At 59.8% G+C, this 21,893-nt stretch carries 18 protein-coding genes; 12 read left to right on the top strand and 6 right to left on the bottom strand.

Translation table 11 applies throughout. The features are described from left to right. Nucleotides 1-60 precede the first annotated feature (60 nt). The 3 genes from WNY37_RS01000 to WNY37_RS00990 all read left to right on the top strand — a co-directional run bounded on the left by WNY37_RS01000 (nucleotide 61) and on the right by WNY37_RS00990 (nucleotide 3,096). Nucleotides 61-1,068 carry an agmatine deiminase family protein gene (locus tag WNY37_RS01000; protein ID WP_342971589.1) on the top strand — a complete coding sequence of 336 codons (1,008 nt, stop codon included), beginning with the start codon at nucleotides 61-63 and terminating at the stop codon, nucleotides 1,066-1,068. Next, nucleotides 1,065-1,907: an N-carbamoylputrescine amidase gene (aguB, locus tag WNY37_RS00995; protein ID WP_342971588.1), complete on the top strand. Its 843-nt coding sequence runs from the start codon at nucleotides 1,065-1,067 to the stop codon at nucleotides 1,905-1,907. Before WNY37_RS01000 ends, aguB begins: the two co-directional genes overlap by 4 nt. A gap of 124 nt (nucleotides 1,908-2,031) precedes the next feature. Continuing rightward, nucleotides 2,032-3,096, top strand: coding sequence for a putative zinc-binding metallopeptidase (locus WNY37_RS00990; protein ID WP_342971587.1), 1,065 nt, complete (start codon nucleotides 2,032-2,034; stop codon nucleotides 3,094-3,096). 34 nt (nucleotides 3,097-3,130) lie between these two features. Here WNY37_RS00990 and WNY37_RS00985 read toward each other — a convergent pair whose 3' ends face one another. After that, nucleotides 3,131-3,754, bottom strand: coding sequence for a hypothetical protein (locus WNY37_RS00985; protein WP_342971586.1), 624 nt, complete (start codon nucleotides 3,752-3,754; stop codon nucleotides 3,131-3,133). A gap of 231 nt (nucleotides 3,755-3,985) precedes the next feature. On the opposite strand from WNY37_RS00985, the gene murI reads away from it, so the two are divergent. Next, nucleotides 3,986-4,870, top strand: coding sequence for a glutamate racemase (gene murI, locus WNY37_RS00980; RefSeq protein ID WP_342971585.1), 885 nt, complete (start codon nucleotides 3,986-3,988; stop codon nucleotides 4,868-4,870). Nucleotides 4,871-4,923: 53 nt separating this feature from the next. Next, nucleotides 4,924-6,015, top strand: coding sequence for a substrate-binding domain-containing protein (locus WNY37_RS00975; RefSeq protein WP_342971584.1), 1,092 nt, complete (start codon nucleotides 4,924-4,926; stop codon nucleotides 6,013-6,015). On the opposite strand, the gene WNY37_RS00970 is transcribed toward WNY37_RS00975, so the two are convergent. Both WNY37_RS00970 and WNY37_RS00965 read right to left on the bottom strand, forming a co-directional pair. Continuing rightward, a complete protein-coding gene (locus WNY37_RS00970) occupies nucleotides 6,012-6,896 on the bottom strand; it encodes a phosphotransferase (RefSeq protein WP_342971583.1) in 885 nt (294 codons plus the stop codon). The genes WNY37_RS00975 and WNY37_RS00970 overlap by 4 nt on opposite strands. Continuing rightward, nucleotides 6,889-8,001: a glycosyltransferase family 1 protein gene (locus WNY37_RS00965; RefSeq protein ID WP_342971582.1), complete on the bottom strand. Its 1,113-nt coding sequence runs from the start codon at nucleotides 7,999-8,001 to the stop codon at nucleotides 6,889-6,891. The genes WNY37_RS00970 and WNY37_RS00965 overlap by 8 nt, the downstream gene beginning before the upstream one ends. A 131-nt stretch (nucleotides 8,002-8,132) precedes the next feature. Between WNY37_RS00965 and putA the strand changes: the two genes are divergently transcribed. Beyond that, the gene (gene putA, locus WNY37_RS00960; RefSeq protein WP_342971581.1) at nucleotides 8,133-11,258 is read left to right on the top strand and encodes a bifunctional proline dehydrogenase/L-glutamate gamma-semialdehyde dehydrogenase PutA; all 3,126 of its coding nucleotides are present in this window, start codon (nucleotides 8,133-8,135) and stop codon (nucleotides 11,256-11,258) included. A 12-nt stretch (nucleotides 11,259-11,270) separates the two neighbouring features. Continuing rightward, complete coding sequence (locus WNY37_RS00955; RefSeq protein ID WP_342971580.1) at nucleotides 11,271-12,155, top strand: RsiV family protein; 885 nt, start codon at nucleotides 11,271-11,273, stop codon at nucleotides 12,153-12,155. On the opposite strand, the gene WNY37_RS00950 is transcribed toward WNY37_RS00955, so the two are convergent. Next, the gene (locus WNY37_RS00950) at nucleotides 12,152-12,469 is read right to left on the bottom strand and encodes a hypothetical protein (RefSeq protein ID WP_342971579.1); all 318 of its coding nucleotides are present in this window, start codon (nucleotides 12,467-12,469) and stop codon (nucleotides 12,152-12,154) included. The two genes, WNY37_RS00955 and WNY37_RS00950, sit on opposite strands and share 4 nt — an antisense overlap. A gap of 82 nt (nucleotides 12,470-12,551) precedes the next feature. Here WNY37_RS00950 and WNY37_RS00945 point away from each other — a divergent pair, with 82 nt between their 5' ends. From WNY37_RS00945 to WNY37_RS00925, 5 genes are all read left to right on the top strand, one after another. Then, a complete protein-coding gene (locus WNY37_RS00945) occupies nucleotides 12,552-13,841 on the top strand; it encodes a serine hydrolase (RefSeq protein ID WP_342971578.1) in 1,290 nt (429 codons plus the stop codon). A 56-nt stretch (nucleotides 13,842-13,897) separates the two neighbouring features. Then, complete coding sequence (locus WNY37_RS00940) at nucleotides 13,898-14,551, top strand: hypothetical protein (RefSeq protein ID WP_342971577.1); 654 nt, start codon at nucleotides 13,898-13,900, stop codon at nucleotides 14,549-14,551. Between the two features lie 387 nt (nucleotides 14,552-14,938). After that, on the top strand, nucleotides 14,939-16,744 hold the full coding sequence (locus WNY37_RS00935) for a ribonucleoside-diphosphate reductase subunit alpha (RefSeq protein ID WP_342974857.1): 1,806 nt from the start codon (nucleotides 14,939-14,941) through the stop codon (nucleotides 16,742-16,744). Nucleotides 16,745-17,166: 422 nt separating this feature from the next. Further along, on the top strand, nucleotides 17,167-17,514 hold the full coding sequence (locus WNY37_RS00930; protein WP_342971576.1) for a hypothetical protein: 348 nt from the start codon (nucleotides 17,167-17,169) through the stop codon (nucleotides 17,512-17,514). A gap of 98 nt (nucleotides 17,515-17,612) precedes the next feature. Continuing rightward, nucleotides 17,613-19,229: a carboxylesterase family protein gene (locus WNY37_RS00925; RefSeq protein ID WP_342971575.1), complete on the top strand. Its 1,617-nt coding sequence runs from the start codon at nucleotides 17,613-17,615 to the stop codon at nucleotides 19,227-19,229. Here WNY37_RS00925 and WNY37_RS00920 read toward each other — a convergent pair. Further along, nucleotides 19,226-19,390, bottom strand: coding sequence for a hypothetical protein (locus WNY37_RS00920; RefSeq protein WP_342971574.1), 165 nt, complete (start codon nucleotides 19,388-19,390; stop codon nucleotides 19,226-19,228). The two genes, WNY37_RS00925 and WNY37_RS00920, sit on opposite strands and share 4 nt — an antisense overlap. 332 nt (nucleotides 19,391-19,722) lie before the next feature. Beyond that, a complete protein-coding gene (locus WNY37_RS00915; protein ID WP_342971573.1) occupies nucleotides 19,723-21,891 on the bottom strand; it encodes a TonB-dependent receptor in 2,169 nt (722 codons plus the stop codon). Nucleotides 21,892-21,893: the final 2 nt, after the last annotated feature.

Genomic DNA, 21,893 nt, shown 5'->3' with positions numbered 1-21,893 from the left:
AGGGCGGCTCCATGTGGGCCGCCCTTTCTCTTTGGCTCTCACTATGGCAAATCGCGCGATATGACCGATACGACCATCGCTTTTACCCCGCCTGAATGGGCTCCGCAGTCTTCCGTCTGGGTCGGCTGGCCACACCTCAAGGACGCTTGGGCAGACGACTATGAAGGTGCGCAGCGCGAAATTGCGGCGCTGATCAAGGCGCTCGCGCCGGTCGTCAAGGTCAAGCTGGTGATTGGCGATCCGGCTTCGCGCGCCGAAGCGGTCGATCAGATCGGCGATCTTGCGGAAATGTATGACGCCCCGATGGGCGATATCTGGCTGCGCGATATCGGCCCGGTTTTCGTGAAATATCTCAACCGGCTTGAGGGGCTTGGCTTCACCTTCAATGGCTGGGGCGGCAAATATGAGCTTGAAGGCGATACCGAAACGGCCGCAGCGATTGCGCGCCTGGAAGGCCACCCGTTAAAGCGCCTCCCTTTTGTGCTGGAAGGTGGGGCCGTCGAGCAGGATGGTGAGGGCCTGCTGCTGACGACGCGCCAGTGCGTGCTCAACCCGAACCGCAACCCGGAATGGACGGAAGAGAAGGCCGAGGCGCAGCTAAAGCTCGCTTTCAATGTCGACCGGATCATCTGGCTGGGCGACGGGCTGATCGGCGATCATACAGATGGTCATGTCGACAATATCGCCCGCTTTATTGGCCCCGGCCATGTCGTCTGCCAGACCCCGTCGGGCGATGATGATCCCAATGCGGACATCCTTCGTGCAATCGAGGATGAGCTAAGATCGGCCGAACTAGAGGTTTCGACCATCCCGTCGCCGGGCCGGCTGGAGGATGATGATGGCGAGCCGATCCCGGCCAGCCATATGAACTTCCTGATCTCGAATGGACGCGTGATCCTGCCCATCTATGAAGAGACGCATTCAAAGCTCGCGCTGGCCGAGCTTCAGGCGCTGATGCCCGAGCATGAAGTCGTTGCGCTGCCTGCAAACCATATCCTGACCGGTGGCGGCAGCTTCCACTGCATGACCCAACAGGTCCCAGAAGTCGAAGAAGGGCTTTCAACATGAGCCGCAAGATCAAAGTCGCAGCCCTGCAGGCCTCGTTCAGCAAGGACATGCAGGCCAATATCGACAAGGTGAAAACGCTGGTGCGCGAGGCGGCCGCCAAGGGCGCTGAGATCATCCTGCCGTCAGAGCTCTTCTGCGACCATTATTTCTGCAAGGTGCAGGACGAGAAGTTCTTTGCCACGGCCTATCCTTGGGAGGAGCATCCGGCTGTCGTCCAGCTTGAAGAGCTGGCGAAGGAGCTCGGCGTCGTTATCCCGGTCTCGATCTATGAAAAGGACGGCCCGGAATACTATAATTCCATCGTCATCATTGATGCCGACGGCACGCCGCTGGGCGTCTACCGCAAATCCCATATCCCCGACGGGCCGGGCTATATGGAGAAGTTCTACTTCCGCCCCGGCAATACAGGATTTCGTGTCTGGGAGACGATGAAAGGCAATATTGGCGTCGGCATTTGTTGGGACCAGTGGTTCCCCGAGGCCGCCCGCGCCATGGCGCTGATGGGCGCGGATGTGCTGTTTTATCCGACGGCTATCGGCTCAGAGCCGCATGATGACAGCCTCGATACGGCCGCGCGCTGGCGCCGCGCCATGCAGGGCCACGCCGTCTCGAACGTGATCCCGGTTGTCGCTGCCAATCGCACCGGCGATGAGGAGGGGCAGGTCTTTTACGGCACAAGTTTCATCGCAGACCATGCCGGCGAGATCGTCGACGAGCTTGGTCGCGACCAGGAAGGCGTCATCACCGCAGAGTTCGACCTGGATTTCCTCGACCGCCACCGCGCGGCATGGGGCTTCTTCCGCGACAGGCGGACCGACCTCTATGAGGGACTCGGCTAGCGCTCTTCGTCTGCCGATTGGGTTACGCGAACAAATTGTCTGTCATCGCGGCCCTCTCGTGGAACGAGGTAGACCCTGGAAGGGTTTAGCGTTTGGCGAGTAGCGCCAGACTGGACGTTCCCTAATGAAAATCTTCACCTGCCCCGATTGCGGTGGCACGCTCTATTTTGACAATCTGGTCTGCAATTGCGGACTGGAAGTGGCTTTCGACCCGGAGGCCGAGACATTTGTGCGGGCCGGTGACAGCTGCACAAACCGCGCACGGATCGGGTGCAACTGGCAGTCAGCGGCCGGGCCCGCTTCGCTCTGCCGCGCCTGTGCGATGACGAAGATCGTGCCCGATTCCCTCGTCGAGACGAATCTTTCGCTCTGGGCGCTTACCGAAGCGGCAAAACGCTGGGTCCTCGTCAATCTCGGCCAATGGGGCTGGCTGAAAGCGTCTGACACGGGCCCCGCGCCCCTGTTTCATCTTCTGTCCGAAACCACGAGTTACGGGCATGCGCCAGTTACCATGGGCCATGATGACGGTCTGATCACGATCAACGTCATAGAGGCTGACCCGGCAGAACGCGTGGCGAGGCGAGAGCGGTTGAGCGAATCCTATCGCACGCTCGCCGGCCATTTCCGGCACGAACTTGGCCATTATGTTTTTCTGCGGCTCTCAGAAGATGAGACGTTCCTGAAGCAGTTCCGCGCCCTGTTTGGTGATGAGCGGGCCGACTATGGCGAGGCGCTCGCGCGCCACTATGATCAGGGGCCACCAGCCGGATGGGCGGACGATCATGTGACCGGATATGCCTCAAGCCATCCGCATGAAGACTGGGCGGAAACCTTCGCGCACCTGGTTCACCTGACCGATATGCTCGACAGTTATCTCGCCGCTGGTTTTTCCGCGCCGGGCCTCGATGGTGTCTCGCCAGATCCCTATGCCTGCAAGGATCCGAACAAGCTCATTTCGGCAGCTGTCAGCGTCGGGCTCGGCATGAACCATGTGAGCCGATCCATGGGCCAGTTTGACATCTACCCCTTCGTGATCTCCGAAAAAGTGCGCACGAAGCTCGCCTTCATTCATGAATGGGTCGCCAAAACCGGGCCTCTGTCCGGCGCAAAGGCGAGGCCGACTCTGCCGGGCTGGCTGTCGAGCCTGACCGGGCGCAAGCCCCAGAAACAAAACGGCCCAGTCAACTGACCGGGCCGTAAAGACTTGGATTATCCTGCCGATGCTAGTGCAGCGATCCGTTGGCGGCGAATTTCTGCGCCTGCTCGATCCACTGCTCACGGGCAACGCGGCCTTTGAAGGCCAGGAAGTCGTCGACCCATTTTGCTTCAGCGTCCTGCCAGGCGGCGATCTGCTTGAAGTGGAAGATGCCGAGATCGTTGAGCGTCTGTGACAGCTTCGGACCAATTCCCTTGATGCGGGTGAGGTCGTCAGCGCTGCCTTCAGGCGCGGCGAGACCAACCGGGCGCTGCATCGCATTTGCCGGCATGCCCCCAGCGAACTTTTCGAAGTCGAAGAAGTTCGAATAGGCCTCAAGGTCCATTGGACGGCGCATCTGGTCGAACCAGTCGGTCATCACACCGCCGGGAACGGTCTGCGGCCAACGCATCCAGCCAGGAAGCGACTCGACCATTTTGGCGGCGTGTTCCCAATGCTGGAGATTGAGGTCGGCCAGCTTGCGGAAAACGTCGCGGGTCATGTCTTCGGACGTCGCGTTTTCGGAGGTCGTGCCCATCGACATTACGGTCTCGAGCCAGGCTTCACTGGCACTGCGTCCGAGATCACCCCATGCGGTGAGGGATTCGGTAAACAGTTCCATCGGGTTCAGTTTTGTTTCAGCGGTTGTCATCTCGGCGCTCCTTTGCGCGTATGCTGCAGTGCAACATAGTCAATGTTGGCAGTGATTTCAAGCGCTGGAGGAAAGGAGCCGCCGTTTCCGTGTTGCGCTGCAACATGTTGGCGGCCTTGCCCGACAGCCAGCACCGTCCCGCGTTTTTGTAAAACCGCCGCTCATATTTCAGCCGCGAACGCCATATTAACGCCCAAGGCGAACCATCCTATGCTTGGGAAGGATCGCGCCATGCCTATCGAGAAAACCCTTGCCAGCCGCCTCGTGCCCGTCCCGGAAACGGGCCGCGTACTCGTCTTCGATTCGGGTATGGGTGGATTGACCGTCGCGCGGGAAATCATGGCCCGGGCGCCTGGGGTGGCCGTCGACTACGCCGCCGATACCGGTTTTTTTCCCTATGGCGACAAGTCTGACACCGAGCTTCGGGACCGCCTGCCTAAAGTCGCGGCCGACCTTGTGCGGCAGGCGAAGCCAGACGTCTTCGTGATCGCGTGCAATACAGCCAGCACGCTTGCGCTCGATGAGGTGCGGGCGGTGCTCGATATCCCGGTTATTGGCACGGTGCCCGCGATCAAACCCGCCGTCGCAGAAACAAAGACAGGCGTCATTGGCCTTCTGGCCACACCGGGAACCATTCGAAGAGCCTATACCGCGCGTCTCATCAATGAGTTTGCGAGAGATGTTTCGGTCATCCTGCATGGCAGTATCGACCTGGTCCGTCTCGCAGAAGCCTTTGCGGCAGGCGAAGAGGTTCAGCCTTCAGCCATCGCAGCAACACAGACACCCATTTTCGACGCCGAGGGCGGCGGCGAGGTCGACACAATCGTGCTCGCCTGTACGCACTTCCCGCTTGTGCGCGAACAGCTCGCCGCGACTGCGCCGCGCGCTGTGAAGTACATTGATTCTGGTGCAGCGATTGCCCGCCAGACCTTGCGCGTTCTGGCGCGTGAGACCGAGACCCGAAAGCCGACCGACCGGCCGGGCGGGCATGTCTGGCTAACCAGTGATGCCTCGCACAATGAGCGTCTGGTCGCTGTGTGTCGCAAGTTCGGTTTTCCCAATGTGCGCACAGTAAACGTCAGTTCGGATGCAGAAAATGCTTCGGCGCGCATGTGACTGTCACAAAACTTCGATAATTCGGGTTCGATTGAATGAATCGGGGGCCAGACATGCGGTCAATTCTAGCCATTCTCGCAGCCAGCAGCCTGATCGTGGCGTGCGCACCGGAAACGGACCTGTCCGAGATAGATGCCAGCGCAGGCGCGGTGCCGGTCCTGGCGGCCTCGCCGGACGAGAAAATCAAGATTGTCGGCTCGTCCACAGTTGCGCCTTTCTCGACCACGGTCGCCGAGCAGTTTGGCGCCATCTCCGAATTCCCGACGCCAATCGTCGAGACGACGGGGACTGGCGGCGGCTTCAAGGCCTTCTGCAATGGTATCGGCCCGGACCAGCCGTCGATTTCGAATGCCTCGCGCCCGATCAAGCCATCGGAAATCGAGCTGTGCGCCAAGGCGGGCGTTAATCAGATCGTCGAAGTGAAGATCGGCTATGACGGCATCGTGCTCGCCAACGCAAAAGGCTCGCCTGAACTCGACCTCTCAAAGGCGGAAATCTGGCTGGCCCTGGCTAAGGAGATTCCGGACGGCCAGGGTGGCTGGATGAAGAATCCGCACCAGACCTGGAATGATGTCGCCGATCACCTGCCGGACATGCCGATCCTCGTGTCGGGCCCACCGCCCACTTCCGGTACGCGCGACGCCTTCGCCGAGCTGGCGCTTGAAGGCGGCGCCGACGAAGTGCCAGAAGCGGCGGCCCTGAAGGAGACGGACAAAGACCTTTTCAAGAAACGGGCGACCACAATCCGGATGGACGGCAAGTGGATCGATTCAGGTGAAAACGACACGGCCATCGTTCAGACGCTCATGAAGAACCCCGATAGTATAGGCATCATGGGCTATTCCTTTCTGGAGCAGAATCTCGACCGCCTGAAAGGCGCTCACATTGAGGGAAGCGATCCGACGTTTTCAGAGATTGCGAGCGGTGAGTATGGAATCTCTCGCTCCATGTTCTTCTACGTAAAGAAGCAGAATGTGAGCCTGGTGCCGGGCATTACCGATTTCATCTCCGAGTTCACGCAGGAAGATGCCTGGGGCCCGACCGGTTACCTCGTCGAAAAAGGTCTCATTCCGCTGCAGGAAGAAGAGCGGAATGCTGTGCGCGAAAAGGCGCTCGCGCTGGAAGTGATGGCGCCGGACAGCTAGGCGCTTTCCGCCATGATGGTTTCGATCACGCGTCGAGCCCGGCGCACGATGGGCGTGTCACCGTCTCTGTAATGGGCCAGCGCGATCACTGCCGTCGACAAGGCCCAGCCACGTCCGCGGCGCCAGTCGGCCTCGCTTGCATTCATGGCGGCGGCGAAGGCATCGCGCGCAGCGCCGTCAAAGACCGTATACCCTGCCATCAGATCGCAAGCCGGATCTCCAAGACCGCCCAGCCCCCAATCGATGACACCCGTCAGTGCGCCGCTGCGGACGATCAGGTTGCCGGGGTGAAGATCGCCATGGATCCATGTGTAGTCTTTTCGGGGGCATGTCGCGGCATTCACTGATGCGTGCCACAGGCGTCGCAGTTTACCGGCATCGAACGCATCTGACAGGGTGACAATCGATTTGCGCGTCAGCGTATCGCGCTTGGCGAGGCCAATGCCGCGCCAGTGATTGTCCGGGGCGGGCTCGCTGGCCGGTTCCTTTCTGCAGCCCTGAAGGTCGAGCAGGAAGAGGGCGAGACGCCGGGCGTCTGCTTCTGTCGGGACATGGGCGGAAAGCTCCAGGCTTTTGCCCTCCAGCCAGTTGCAGATCATCCAGGGGCGCGTGTCCGGCGCGGGCAGAAAGCCATAGGCAAGGAGTTTCGGGGTCTCAAGCGAGAGGTCCGAAAGCTCTTCCAGGGCGACTTGCTCGCGGCAGATCAGAGCGGGCGCTGTTTCGTCGGAGCAGGCGATTCGCAGCGCCAGATCGTCATCGATCCGGTAGATGTAATTGTCCGTGCCGCGTTGGCTTACCGCGCGGATCCTGGCACTGGACAGTTTTGGAAAGCTGGCTCTGACCAGCGTCCGGATGAGCTTGATATCAGGTCGCTCACTCACGCTTCTCAGATGACTCCAGATTGACGCGTTTCTTGCGCCGGCGCAGGCGGATTTTCTGCCAGAAGCGCTTGCGCTCAGGCACTGGGAGCGGATCGAGGTTTTCAACGAAGGCTTCCGCGCAAGCGCGCCAGCTATAGCCCTCGGCATAGGTCCGCGCTGTCTCTCGTGACAGCTCGAGACAATCGAGACAGGCCTGTTTCAGGTCCTCGCTGATGACGCCGGCATCTGACCCCGGAATAATGTCGCGGGGACCCGGCGCATCATAGGCGGCAACCGGTGTGCCGGCGGCCATCGCCTCCAGAATGACCAGGCCGAACGTATCGGTCAGGCTCGGAAAGCAGAACACGTCCGCGCTCGCAAAGCAGGTCGCAAGGTCTTCGCCAAATCGAGCGCCAAGGAATGTCACCTTGGGATATTTCTTCTTGAGTTCGGCGAGTTGCGGGCCCTCGCCAACGACGACTTTCGAGCCCGGCAGGTCGAGTTCGACAAAGGCCTCGATATTCTTTTCCACGGCGACCCTGCCAACATTGAGGAAGATGGGCCGCGGCAAGCCTTCGAACGGGTCGCCCGGCTGGCCTTCTTCAATGCGGCGGGACGGATCAAACAGTTTGGTATCCACGCCGCGCGTCCATGAGACGACATTGTTGAATTTGTGCTCTTCGAGTTCCTTGCGCATGGACGGCGTCGCGACCATCACCTTGCCGGAATATTTGTGGAACCAGCGGACATAGCCATAGCCCCAGGCGGTGGGCACCGGAATCCGGGCCGAAACATATTCAGGAAACCGGGTGTGGTAGCTTGTCGAGAAGGGGTGCTTTTCCTTCAGGCACATGGCCCGGCCGGCAAGGCCCAGCGTGCCCTCGGTTGCGATATGAACGGCATCGGGCTGGAAGCTCTCAAAGCGCTCGGTGATCTGTTTGCGGGCAAACAGGGCGAGCTTGATCTCGCTATAGGTCGGCAGCGGAACGGTGGTGAAGCCATCGGCAGGCGAGACGACTTCCCATTCATGGCCCATCTCTTCGCATTCCTGGATGACGCGCTTCATGGTCCGTACGACGCCATTCACCTGGGGCTCCCAAGCGTCGGTTATAAGCATGATACGCATTCGCTCTCCTGAATCGAACCGGTAGACTAGGCCCGTTTGCGACAGTTTTAGGTGTATTCGAGCAGGCGTAAACCCGCCAGACCGTTGTATGTGGAACCATATTGCAGCAGGCTTTCGACAGGAGTTATATCATGCCCGATTTCGGAGACACGCTTGTGAGCAGCTGGGACGAGCTGGACGCCCTCAAATTCGCTGACGAGGAAGTCCTTGTCGCCGATATTCTGAAAGCCCTGCCGCTCGATGAGCGCGCCCGGACCGCCGCCGTGAGGCGCGGCCGTGAGCTGGTCCAGATTGCGCGTGCGGCTGGCCGGCCAAAGGGGATGATGGAAAGCTTCCTCGAAGAGTTCGGCCTGTCGAATTCCGAAGGTCTGGCGCTCATGTGCCTCGCCGAAGCGCTGCTGCGTGTGCCCGATGCCGAAACGCGCGACGACCTCATCGCAGAGAAAATCCGCTCCGGTGACTGGGGCGCCCATAAGGGCCAGTCCGATAGCTGGCTGGTCAATGCCTCGACCTGGGGACTGATGCTGACAGGTAAGGTGATCGGGACGCCGGCGGATGCCAAAAAGGGGCCATCCACCTTCATTTCAGGCCTCATCCGCGAGAGCGGCGAACCGGTCATCCGCACAGCCATGATGCAGGCCATGCGCATTATGGGCGAACAGTTCGTTCTGGGCCGGACAGTGAAGGAAGCGCTGAAGCGCGGCTCCAAGATGGTGAAGGCGGGCGATGCGGCCAATTTCAGCTTCGACATGCTGGGCGAGGGCGCGCGCACATCGCAAGACGCCGACGGCTATTATGAAGCCTACAGGCAGGCGATCGACGCTGTCGGCAAGGATGCCGACAAGTCCGCCGCGCCCGAAAGCAAGAATGGCATTTCGGTCAAGCTATCGGCGCTCCATCCGCGCTATGAGGCGGTCAACGAAGCCCGCGTCATGGAGGAGCTTTATCCGAAGCTCTATGCGCTCTGCGAGCAGGCGGCGGGCTATAACATCAATCTCTGTCTCGACGCCGAAGAGGCAGACCGGCTCGTCATTTCGCTGAAGCTTCTGGAACGGCTGATGTGCGAGCCCGGCCTCAAGGGATGGGACGGTCTCGGTCTTGCCGTCCAGGCCTATCAGAAGCGGGCGCACAAGGTGATCGAGCGGCTTTCCGCGCTGGCCGGCGAGACCGGCATGCGGCTCATGGTGCGGCTCGTAAAAGGCGCTTACTGGGACACTGAAATCAAGCACGCCCAGGAAGAGGGCATGCGGAACTTCCCGGTCTTCACGACCAAGCACAATACCGATCTCAACTACATTTCCTGCGCGCATGCCCTCCTCATGGCGAGCCCGCGCATCTATCCGCAATTTGCGACCCACAATGCCCATTCACTCGCCACGATCCTGATGATGGCAGAAGCAGAAGGCATCGAGAATTACGAGTTCCAGCGCCTTCACGGCATGGGCGAGCCGCTATACGGCGCAGCCGAGAAGGGCGGAAATGTGCGGGTTTACGCACCTGTCGGCGCGCATAAGGATTTGTTGCCCTATCTCGTCCGCCGCCTGCTCGAGAATGGCGCGAATACCTCCTTCGTTCACTCCTTCCTCGACCCGGATGTGCCTGTCGAAAAAGTCGTCGATGACCCGATCGCCAAGGTCGAGGCCGGCCCGCGCCGCCATCCGCGCATACCGACGCCGCCGCGTCTCTATGGCCCGATGCGCAAGAACTCGATCGGCGTCGATCTCTCTCAATCGAGCGAGCGTGAAATCCTAGAGGAAAATGTCACGCGCCTGGAGAAGAACAGCCCGCTCGAGGCCGGGCCGGTTATCTCCGGAAAGCCGAAAACCAAGGGTGGCGCAGACGTGTTCGCGCCGTTCAATCTTGCGCAGAAAATCGGCACCGTGCTGGAAGCGACAGAAGACGACGTGAATGCCGCGCTCGACGCAGCGGTGAAGTTCCAGCCGACCTGGGACAAGCTCGGCGGTGCCAAGCGCGCCAAGATCCTCGCTGACATGGGCGACGCCCTCGAAGCCAATATGGACAGGCTCTGTGCGATCATGGCCGAAGAGGGCGGCAAGACGTTTGGAGACGGTGTCGCAGAAGTTCGCGAAGCGGTCGATTTTTGCCGCTACTATGCGGTGCAGGCTGAAGAAAAATTCGAGGGCCGCACGCGTTTGCCTGGACCAGCCGGTGAAACCAACCATATCTCATTGCATGGACGGGGCGTGTTCGCCTGTATCTCACCCTGGAACTTCCCGCTCGCCATCTTCACCGGCCAGATCACGGCGGCGCTGGGCGCGGGCAACACGGTGGTTGCCAAACCGGCTGAACAGACGCCGCTTGTCGCCTATGAGGCGGTCCGTATTTTCCAGGCGGCCGGGTTGCCGGGTGAAGCGTTGCACCTGCTACCGGGACGCGGTGAAACCGTTGGCGCCAAGCTGACAAGTGACCCTCGTGTGGCTGGCGTCTGTTTCACGGGCGGCACCGATACGGCGCGTATCATCAACAAGACGCTGGCTGGGCGCGACGGCCCGATCATTCCTCTGATCGCGGAAACGGGCGGCCTCAATGGCATGTTCGTCGATACAACGGCCCTTCGCGAGCAGGTGATCGATGATGTGCTGGTGTCTGCCTTCGGATCGGCGGGGCAGCGCTGTTCGGCGCTGCGCATCCTCTTCCTGCCCAAGGATACGGCGGACTTTATCATCGAAGGCATTTGCGGCGCGATGGATGAGCTGAAACTCGGCCATCCGGGCCAGGCCGATACCGACGTCGGCCCCGTCATTGATGATGACGCGCTTGGCACACTCGCCGATTATGTCGCTCGAATGAAAGAAGACGCGACCCTTATCAAACAGCTTGATGCGCCGACGGGTGGCCATTTCTTCGGCCCCGCGGTCGTTGAACTCAAATCGCTCGAGCAGATCGAGAAAGAGACGTTTGGCCCAGTCCTTCATATCGTTCGTTATGACCCGGACAATATTGCCGAGGTCGGTGCCGCGCTTGAAGCGAAGGGTTATGGACTGACGCTTGGTGTCCATTCCCGCCTGGAGAGCTTTGCCGCGAAGGTTCAGGCAGCCGTCCATGCCGGTAATACATATGTTAACCGGTCCATGACAGGAGCAGTGGTCGGTGTGCAGCCATTTGGTGGTGAAGGATTGTCCGGCACCGGCCCGAAGGCGGGCGGTCCGCATTACATGTTGCGATTTGCTTCAGAACGTGTGTTAACGGTGAACATTACAGCTCAAGGCGGTGATCCGGAACTGCTGAGTCTGTGATTGAGGGTCTGGATGCTGAACTGTTTTTTCGTATCGAGAAGGGCGGCAGCAACGTCGTTTCTGTCGGCAGGTATGGCCGCACTGGCTGGCTGCGGCGCCGAAACACTGGACAAGCCCGCTGAAACAACGCGGGTCGACGACCGCCCGGCCACCACGCAAGATCTCGATAATGCTTTCTCGGCCCCGCCCGGCAAGGGCATCGCGATCGTGAATGGCAGCCAGGCAGCGACGATCAACGTCACAATGCCGGATTATTTCGATTCCCTGTCAGAGAAGCTCCAGACAGAGCTCAGTGACCGGGCCAACTCCGGTACGGAAGCTTTCATTGCCGCCGCCGAAGCCGATCAGGAAGCGGCCCGCAGCGAAGGATTTGAATTTCGACCTCATGCGCTGGACATCGTATGGGAACGCAGTGGTCCAGCTGAGGGGAGGCTGACAGGTTTCGTCGGCACTTACACAATCTATACAGGCGGGGCGCACTCAAACCTCTCCTTTGACAAGGTCAACTGGGACCTCAAGTCCGATAAGCCCGTCGGCTTCGACGACATCTTTGATGATGCGGACACGGCGCGCGAGCGCATGTCATCGCTTTTGAAGGAAGGCCTGCTGACGCAGAAGCGCGAACGTCTTGGCGACACGCAGTCAACCGACGAAGACATCCTCAAAACGTGGGTCGACCCGGCGCTTGATGCACAGTCCGCCCTGTTCGATCATTTCAGTGTCATCGCATCGACTGAGCCTGAGAAAGCCGGCGGTATTGTTTATCACTTTGCGCCCTATGAAGTCGGTGCCTATGCCGAAGGCGTCTATGTGGTGACGTTGCCGTATCGCGGCTTCGAGGACCTTCTTGGTGACACCTATCGCAGCAGTTTTGGCGGAGAGCCGCGCAAGCCCTAATCCGCATCGACCAGTGTACAGCCAAGGCCCGGTTCAAAAGTCGCTGTTGCGCTGACCAGGCCGGCAGCCGCGCTGGCCATAATGGAATTGCCCGTTTCCTTGAACGTGACTGCGCTGACGTCTTCGGTGAAGTCGTTCTTGCAACTCGCCATTTCACGTTCCGCCACAAAGCGGCAGGAGCAGACGACCTTCGCGCCATAGGCCGTTGCGACTTCGCCGAAAGCGACCTGGTCCTTCAGCCAGAACTGCCATGCCGCGATGGCAACCACGCCGAGGGCGACGACCAGTACCGCAAAGCCTTTGACGAGTTTCATGACCTGCCTCTAGTGTCCGTTGACGCAATGATTAGGGAGCGCGGCCATGTTGGGCAAGTCATTGGTTTTGGGCGCAGCTTTAATGCTTGTCCGCTCGGCGGTCGCGCAGGAGCTTGTCCCGCTGCCGCCGCAGCCTGAAGGCGTCGCCTGGCCCACGGAAGGCTGGGAGATGGGCGAGCTGCCGGAAGACATTGCCGCCGATGTTCAGGCGCATGTCGATGATGCCATGTCGCGTGAGCTTGCTGACGAGTTGGGCGAGACACGGGCTGTGGTCATCATCCATCACGGAAAGCTGGTACTGGAGGCGTATCGCGACGGTTTCGGGCCGGACACGAAACAGGTGTCATGGTCGATGGCGAAGTCGATCACCAGCGCGCTGACGGGCCGAGCGGTTCAACTCGGCCTGATCGAGGACATCGACTATCCGATGCCCTCGCCCTTCGCGGAGGATGACCCGCGCAGCGAGATCACCTGGCGCCAGTGGCTGACCATGACGGACGGGCTCGACTATCTGGAGATCGGCGCCGAGACCATGGATGAGAATGACGTCATCCAGATGACTTACGGGCCGGGGCGGTATGATGTCATCCAGTACATCGTCGACGAGCTGCCGCCCGCGCATGAGCCTGGCGTGCATTGGAATTATTCGACGGCAGGGTTTCATTTGATCGCGTGGGCGTTGCAGGAATTCGACCGACGATTTCTGGCTCTCCGTGGAGGGGCAGGACTCTCGGCGGCTTCCGCTGCTGAAATATCCTCGCTGAACTCCAACTACGGAAAATGCGTGAGCAATGAGGACCAAAACGGGATGCGATGTGACCGCTCCTTAGTCGATTCTGAAAACGTCAGTCTCCAAGCTCTTGCGACGCGTCGAATGGATCTTTGGTTGTTCGACGCCCTCGGCATGGACGCCCAGCCCGAGTTCGATGCCGCCGGCACCTTCCTCGGCGGCTCGCTGGTCTGGGCCTCAGCGCGCGATTTTGCGAAGTTTGGATATCTCTATTTGCGGGACGGGGTCTGGGAGGGCGAGCGCCTGCTGCCGGAAGGCTGGGTCGATTTCTCGCGCACAGGCGCGCAGGGCGATGATGGCAATGTCTACGGCGCCGGCTGGTGGATCACGACTTATGGCGAAGATCCTGCGCCCGAATACCAGCTGCGCAATGCACCGCCCTGGGACAGCTTTGCCGCCGAAGGCCATGAAGGGCAGACACTATATGTTGTGCCTTCGCGGGACCTCGTCATCGTCCGTTTAGGCCTCATGCCGAATGGCGGGAATAACTGGCCGGCGCTGTTTCAGTGGAATCAGACGCTCGCGTCCATGTTCCCCGAAACCCGATTCGCGTCGACGTCCGGTCAGGAGGACGCACAATAAGCTGACCCGCTTTCGCACTTCGCTGCGCCTCTCCCTGTAGAGCGAGGTGGAGGGACATGCCGGTGTATGAAGACGAATCAGTCACGGTGAAGACCGGTTATTGCCGGATCGTGGCGCGCCGCCGCGCCCTGAGCGTGATGCAGTTTTTGGCGTTCGCAGTTCTCATTTTCATACCTGTAGGCTTCATCAGTTTCGGTCTGATTCTCCAGGCATTTGACGCCGGATTTGCTGACGAGACCGCCCTCACAATCGGGTTCTCGGTGCTTGTCGGCCTCGGTGCCCTGCTCATTTCGCTGATCATCGCGCGCGCAACCTTCGGAGAGCCGGGAGAACTGATCTCAACGGTCGCAGGTATCGGACCGGATGGTCTGTCGATTGATGGCAAACCAGCGGTGGTTCTTAAGAAGTGCCGAAAAATTCAGGTGGTGGGAATGGGCAGCAGCATCCCCATCCGCGCCAAGTTCGTTCTGGTGCCAATGATGCTGATCTGGCTGCTATGGACACGCGCATTCGGCAGGTCGCTGCCACGCAGGATTGCCGGTCCGGTGCCGAATGACGTGTGGCTGGTCAAGGTTGGCCCACGCCCATTGCCAGCCTTCTTTTATCGCGAGGATTTAGCCAGACAGCTCGCTTCAGCGCTTCGAGAGCAGTTTGAACGACACTCAGCCTTGAACGAGGCCAGGCAGCGCGCGGCGGGTGAGACAGGCTGACGAAAAACCGATTCGCATCGACTCCCGATAATGCGACCCTGGAATAGTTGAAGCGGCTCAAAAAATTTTCAGGACTATTCCACAGAGCGGTCAGTTTCTGTGCACTGATGAAGTCCAATCGTGGCGGGCGTGTGGCCGGTGTGTTAACAATCTGTTTACCGGTTTTCCACGGTTTAGATGCTGAATCTCTGGGGTCCCCCATTGACCAAGCATTAACCTTCGGACCACTATATCTAGTGTTGGGGAAGGGCTGAAGCACCGCATGTGGCGCTTCAGGGGCTAGATCCCTATATTTATTGGGCCGTCTGAGAGGTTTTGACTATGTCTGCGAGCAATGCTGCCACCACTACAAAAGCCGCCCTTCGCCGGGGCAAGCCTAAGGGGCAGATGAAGCCGGACCTTAAGCTTGTCACGGATATGGAGATCAAGACCGATCCGTCGCGTGACGCCAACCTCACCGAGTTTGGCAAGAAGACGCTCGAAGATCGCTACCTCCTGCCGGGCGAGACCTATCAAGGCATGTTCGCCCGCGTCGCCAAAGCCTTCGCGGATGACCAGGATCACGCCCAGCGCATCTATGATTACATGTCGAATCTCTGGTTCATGCCCGCGACGCCTGTCCTGTCGAATGGCGGCGCCGATCGCGGCCTGCCAATCTCCTGCTTCCTGAACCAGGTCGGTGATTCGCTGGACGATATCGTCGAGACCTGGACGGAGAATGTCTGGCTCGCCTCGAATGGCGGCGGCATCGGCACCTATTGGGGCCATGTCCGCTCCATCGGTGAGAAAGTCGGCCAGAACGGACAGACCTCCGGCATCATTCCATTCATCCGTGTGATGGACTCGCTGACCCTCGCGATCAGCCAGGGCTCGCTGCGCCGCGGATCGGCCGCCTGCTATCTCGACATCCACCACCCGGAAATCGAGGAATTCCTGGAAATCCGGAAGGCCTCGGGCGACTTCAATCGCAAGTCTCTCAACCTGCACCATGGCATCAACATCACCGATGAATTCATGGAAGCGGTTCGCAATGACGCCGAGTTCGGCCTGCGTTCGCCGAAGTCCGGCGAAGTGCTGCGCACGGTCAATGCTCGCAAGATCTGGCAGAAGATCCTTGAGCTTCGCATCCAGACCGGTGAGCCGTACCTGCTTTTCACCGATACGGTGAACAACGCCATGCCAGCGCACCAGCGCAAGCTCGGCCTTCAGGTCCACCAGTCGAATCTTTGCTCGGAAATCACGCTTCCGACCGGCGTCGACCATAATGGCGAAGACCGCACGGCTGTCTGTTGCCTCTCCTCGGTCAATGCCGAGAAGTTTCTTGAATGGTCGAAGAATGACGACTTCCTGGAAGACATTTTCCGCTTCCTCGACAATGTCCTTGAAGACTTCATCTCCCGTGCGCCGGACGAGATGGCCCGCGCCGTCTATTCGGCCCAGCGCGAGCGCTCTGTCGGCCTCGGCCTGATGGGCTTCCACTCCTTCCTGCAGACGATGAACGTGCCGATCGAAAGCGCGATGTCGAAAGTCTGGAACGAGAAGATGTTCAAGCACATCCGCGCTGGCGCTGATGCAGCTTCGGTCAAGCTCGCCAAGGAACGTGGGCCCTGTGAAGATGCCCGTGACGCCGGTATGATGGCCCGCTTCAGCCACAAGATGGCCGTCGCGCCAACCGCGTCGATCTCGATCATCTGCGGCGGTACGTCTGCAGGCATCGAGCCGATCCCGGCCAACGTCTATACGCACAAGACGCTGTCTGGCTCTTTCACCGTGAAGAACCAGCAGCTCCAGAAGCTGCTCGCCTCCAAGGATGCGGACACCGAAGAGACCTGGAACTCGATTCTCGAGAATGAAGGCTCCGTCCAGCATCTCGAATGCCTCGATGAGCATGAGAAAGGTGTGTTCAAAACCGCCTTTGAGCTCGACCAGCGCTGGATCATCGAACTGGCGGCCGATCGCACGCCATATATCTGCCAGAGCCAGTCGCTCAATGTCTTCCTGCCGGCTGATATCAACAAGTGGGACCTCCACATGCTGCACTGGACGGCATGGGAAAAAGGCCTGAAGTCGCTCTATTACTGCCGCTCCAAATCGGTGCAGCGTGCAGGCTTTGCCGGCGCCGCCGACAAGGAAAAGGCACAAGGCATGGACGTGCCGCAAACCGACTATGACGAGTGCCTCGCCTGTCAGTAATCAACAGTCTTAGGGATGAGACTGCGAACCCCGGCCCAAGTGGCCGGGGTTTTCTTTTTAGGATTCGATCAGGTGCCCGCCCTGTATTCATTCGTTTAAATATTTGTTTTCATTAAATAAACAGCATGCTGCTAACAAACCGGTTTTACAGGGTCATATGTATTCAGCGGAATATTATTTCTGCAAAACAAAGGGAATACATTATGTCCGATCATAAAAACGATAAGAATAATAAGGACGATAAAGGCCATCAGCAAACAGCCGGTGACAAGACGAAACAGTCGCAACCGCGGCAGGACCAGTCCAAGCCCGCTTCTGCGCCTAAGAAGTAGCCGATCGGCTACAGGGGAGCGCTATGATGCGGCTCCCCTGTGGTCAGCCCACTTTCCCCCGGCCTCCCCGCGTTTCAGAAGGCGCAAAGCATGGAAAACCGCATTTCGAAGAAGCTCGTTACATTTCAATTCCCGTTCACACTTGATGAGATTGACGAAGAATGCCCCGCCGGGGACTACACGATCGAGACCGAAGATCAGGACCTCGATGGTGCCAATTTTACAGCGCACAAATGTGTCGAAACCATTATGGTCATTCGACCGGCGCCAAGGTCAGGCAAGCCGACCAAATATATAGAAATTGATGCTGCCGGCCTTGAAGCTGCGCTTTCGGCCGACAAGGCTCGGGGGGACGCCGAGTCCAAAAAGGCGTCTGCTGGAACGGGCACTACCGACGAGGCCCAAACGGATCCATTTTCTGCGCTTGGCGGCCGCTAAAATTTCCTGAAAATAGACATCGGCACCTGATTGTCCGACGTCTCGATCTCCCCTATCGTGCTAGTTAACTATAACGTTGCTTTTTGGGAGAGAAATCAATGACGCGCACATTTGCCCCCAGTCGACGCCTTTTTCTGCTGTCGGCTGCTTCTGCAACAGGTGCAACAGGATTGGCGCTTCCGGCCTGGGGCCGGCGCGCGCTCTGGCCGGTCGTCGAGACCTCGAATGGCAAGCTCATGGGCGCAAAATCCGGTGGCATGAACAGCTTCAAGGGCATTCGCTATGGCGCGCCGACCGGTGGATCGAACCGTTTCATGCCGCCACAGCCCGTCGAGAAATGGTCCGGCGTGAAGGAAGCGCTCGCCTTTAGCGATGCAGCCCCGCAAATGCCGAACAATCGCGCCTTTGACTATGGCGACCTCATCGTTTTTGACCGCCACCCCTCCGGCCTTGGCGAGGATTGCCTGGCTCTTAATCTCTGGACCCCAACCCTCGACAAGGACGCGAAAAAGCCCGTCATCGTCGTGCTGCATGGCGGCGGTTTCTATGGCGGCTCCGGCAATTCGTTCGGCATGGACGGTGACCGCATGGCGCGCTTTGCCGATAGCGTCGTGATCGCCGTCAATCACCGCCTCGGCGCGTTCGGTTTCGCCAACCTGGCTGAGCTGGGTGGCGATGACTTCGCGCAATCGGGCGCGGTCGGGATGTTGGATATCGTCGCGGCCCTCGACTGGATTCAGGAAAACGTCGCGCAGTTTGGCGGCGACCCGTCGCGGGTCATGGTCTATGGCCAGTCCGGTGGCGGCGCAAAAGTCTCGACCCTGCTCGCCATGCCGTCGGCGAAAGGCAAGATGCATGCAGCCGGCGTGATGAGCGGCTCCATGCTGACGGCTGGTGACCCCGACGCTGCGACGAAGACCGCCGAACGCCTCATGGCCGCCCTCGACCTTGAGCCAGGCGAGATCGGCAAGATGCAGGCCTTGCCATTCACCACCATCCTGGAGGCTCAAGCCAAGCTGGAGGCGGCTGACCGCGCAAAGGGCGAAGCGCCGCGCAGCTTCGGCCCGGTCGTGGACGGGACGGCTATCCCACGCGATCCGTTCAGCCCGGATGCGCCGGCGGTCTCCAAAGACGTGCCGATGATAATTTCAACGGCCCTTGATGAGCGCACTTATCGAATGGCCGATTTCGATCTCGATGAGGCCGGGCTGCTGGCCTACGCCGAAAAACGGGCTGGCGATGAGGCAGAAGCCGCCGTCGCGCTGTACAAGGCCGAGGATCCAGACGCCTCGCCGCACATGCTCAAGGCGCGGATGGACACAGATCTGTCCTTCCGCAAGAGCGCCTTCCGGCAGGCCGAACTCAAAGCTGCGCAAGCGGCAGACGGCGGCGCTCCGGTCTGGACCTATCTCTGGACATGGCCGAGCCCGGCCTATGGCGGTCGCTATGGCGCCGTCCACGGAATCGATGTGGGGCTCAGCCTCAACAGTGTTCGGGGTGGTCTGACGGGCGCAAGCGCCGAAAGCCAGCTGATGGCGGACCGCATCTCGTCAGCCTGGGCTTCGTTTGCGGCCACGGGTGATCCCAATAATGAGCGGCTGCCAGACTGGCCAGCCTACACGCAGGATGAGCGCGCCACGATGATCTTTGACGTCGACACGCGGGTCGAGAATGACCCACGCGCCGATATCAGAGCCTTCTGGCAAAGCCTCTAGGGCTCGCCGCCGACATCCTTGATCAGATGATCTGAGAGGCGGCCGGAGAGCGATTTACGCACCGCATCGCGATGCTGTTGAGGATTGGGTGCGGGCGCAACCTTTCGGCCACGCCGCAAGCGTTTGCCGGCGCATCGCGCCAGCCATTTGAACGGTTTCATGGGAACCTGAATGATTTGAAATGGATAGCGGGAAGCGGGGGCAGGGCCACCGCTCCATGCGTCACGGATGACGCATCATTTCAGCTCAGCTGGGTCTCAGCCTTGCGCAGAAGAGCGATAATCCGGGCCGGTGGAACGGTAGCCGACGATGGTGAGCTTGCATTCGCAATGGGTCATTCGACGTCTCCTTTCCTCGGTTCGGTTGGCGCTTGTGGCGCGAAGGATCAGGTTCACTACGTGTCAGCCGTGCCTTGGGCAAGGCGGGCAGGGAAAGAATTAATGAGTGTTGCGGGAAATCCCCTCCTCAGCATTGAGGAGGGGATCTCGCCGGATCAGAAAACGAGGCGAACGCCGCCGCGAATATTGCGTCCCGGAGCCGGAACGGTGTCCTTCAGGACAGAGGTCGCATAGCGGACCTCTTCATCGGTCACATTGCGGGCTTCAAGGAAGAGCTCAGTGCCTTCCTGGCCCATTCCGACATCAGCCAGCGAGAACGCAGTCCTGAGGTCGAGCGTGGTGTAGCCGTCAGTCGGCAATTCGCCCTCACCTGTGTCGTCCTGCTCGGCCGCGACGGTCACGCTTGCGCCTGCACTCCACAGGCCCCAGTCAGCATCAAGCGACGCATTGAAGGTCAGGGGCGGGATCAGCGGTAGATTGCCGCCTTCATCAAGGTCAGCCGACACAAAGTCGACATTCGCTTTCGCGCGCCAGTCTGCCCCCAGAGCGCCGTCATCGATTTCATAGTCGGCATAGATCTCGCCGCCGGTGAATGTCGCATCACGCTGAACGAAGGTGTAAACCGGCAGCTCATCAACCTCGTCGACGATAGCGCCCTCTTCCACGGTTGTACCCGGGGCGAGATAAATGAAGCCGTCAAACTCTGAGCGGAAAAGGTTTGCGCCGACACCGAAGCCGTTGTCGCCGCGCCAGCGCACGGTTCCCTCAAGGTTCAGGCCGCGTTCCTTATCGAGGGACGTATCGCCAACCTCGTACTGCTCCGTTGCAAGGTGAGCGCCATCTGCGAAGAGTTCGCTCTCTGTAGGCGCGCGATCCGTCAGGCTGATCTGGCCACCAACAAACAGACCATTGTCCCAATGCTGGTGAATGCCGAATGAGCTGGAATAGAGGTCGAATGTGCGCGTGCCAGCGTTAATGTTTTCCAATTCTGTCGAATCGTAGCGCAGGCCGCCTTCGACGCCGAAACCACTGTCCCATTCGCGTGTCTGATAGAGGAAAAGGCCAGTCGATTTGGTGTCGGTCTTGGTGATGAAGGCTTCATCGCCAAAAGCGTCGAGCGACTTATCGAGGACCTGCAGACCGATTGCACCGTCAAACTCGCCAAAGGCTGTGCCGAGTTCTACCCGGCCCTCTGCGCCATCACTTTCATAGACGGTGCCAGGTTCGCCCGGGGCTTCGAATTCGGTGTGTTCATAGTCTGCGAAGGACGCATTACCGGCGATCCGCGTGAATGGCCCGAAGTCTATATCAGCGCCAGCGCGGATGTCGTAACGGGTCTGCTCGAGGTCGATGAAGGGCATTTCTTCTTCGTGCTCTTCACCTTCTTCCTCTCCTGGCCCTTCTCCTTCTTCTTCCTCGTGCTCATGCTCGTGGCTGTGGCCCGGCAGGCCGTAAAGCGCTGTCTGCTGGCGCACCGCTATGCCGACAAAGGCCGAATCGCCGACCCATGACAGGCCTGCCGCAAGGGAGTCGGTTTCCACGAAGGAGTTCTCGAGCGTATCGCGCACTTCCTCGTGCTCTTCATGCTCTTCTTCTTCGCCTTCCTCTTCCTCATGGTCTGCATCCTCAAGCGCGCGCAGTCTGGAGGACTCTGCGAAGTCAGGAATGTCATAATTGTCAAAATCGCGCGTGCTGGCCGAGAGTGACAGGACGAACGGGCCGGCCACGAACTTGCCTTTTGCGCCGCCTTCGGTGCCGCCATCATTGACGCTGTTCAGCGCGCCATAGGCTTCGCCCGAGACAGGCTCGTCCGGAAGCTCTTCGGCGATCAGGCCGTCAATCACATTGACGACACCGCCAATTGCCTGGCCGCCATAGGCAAGTGCCGCTGGTCCGCGCAGGATTTCGATCTTCTCGGCATCGATCCCGTCCGCGGCGACCTGGTGGTCTGGCGAAGCGGCCGAGGCGTCGATGACGCCGATACCATTGGTCAGGACCAGGACGCGCTCAGCGCCAAGGCCGCGGAGTACGGGGCGGCTTGCAGCCTGTCCGAAGTGGGTGGTCGATACGCCCGGCTGGCTGTCGAGGGTGTTGCCAAGGGAGGCCTGCAGGTTCTGGACGATATCCTCACGCGTGACGGCGGTTGCATTGCCGATCATTTCGTCGGTCTCGCGCTGCGGGCCGACGCCGCTGACGATGACGGTGGAAAGCCGTTCCGGGGTTTCTTCGGGGGCTTCGCTGGTTGCCTGCTGTGCGAATGCGAGTGGGCAACTACCCAGCAGCAGGGTTGCCGCAAGCGTGCGGCGAAAGGTTTGGGATGGCATGT

Source organism: Henriciella sp. AS95, from assembly GCF_038900055.1.
GTDB lineage: Bacteria > Pseudomonadota > Alphaproteobacteria > Caulobacterales > Hyphomonadaceae > Henriciella.
This window is presented reverse-complemented; position numbering and strand designations above follow the sequence as displayed.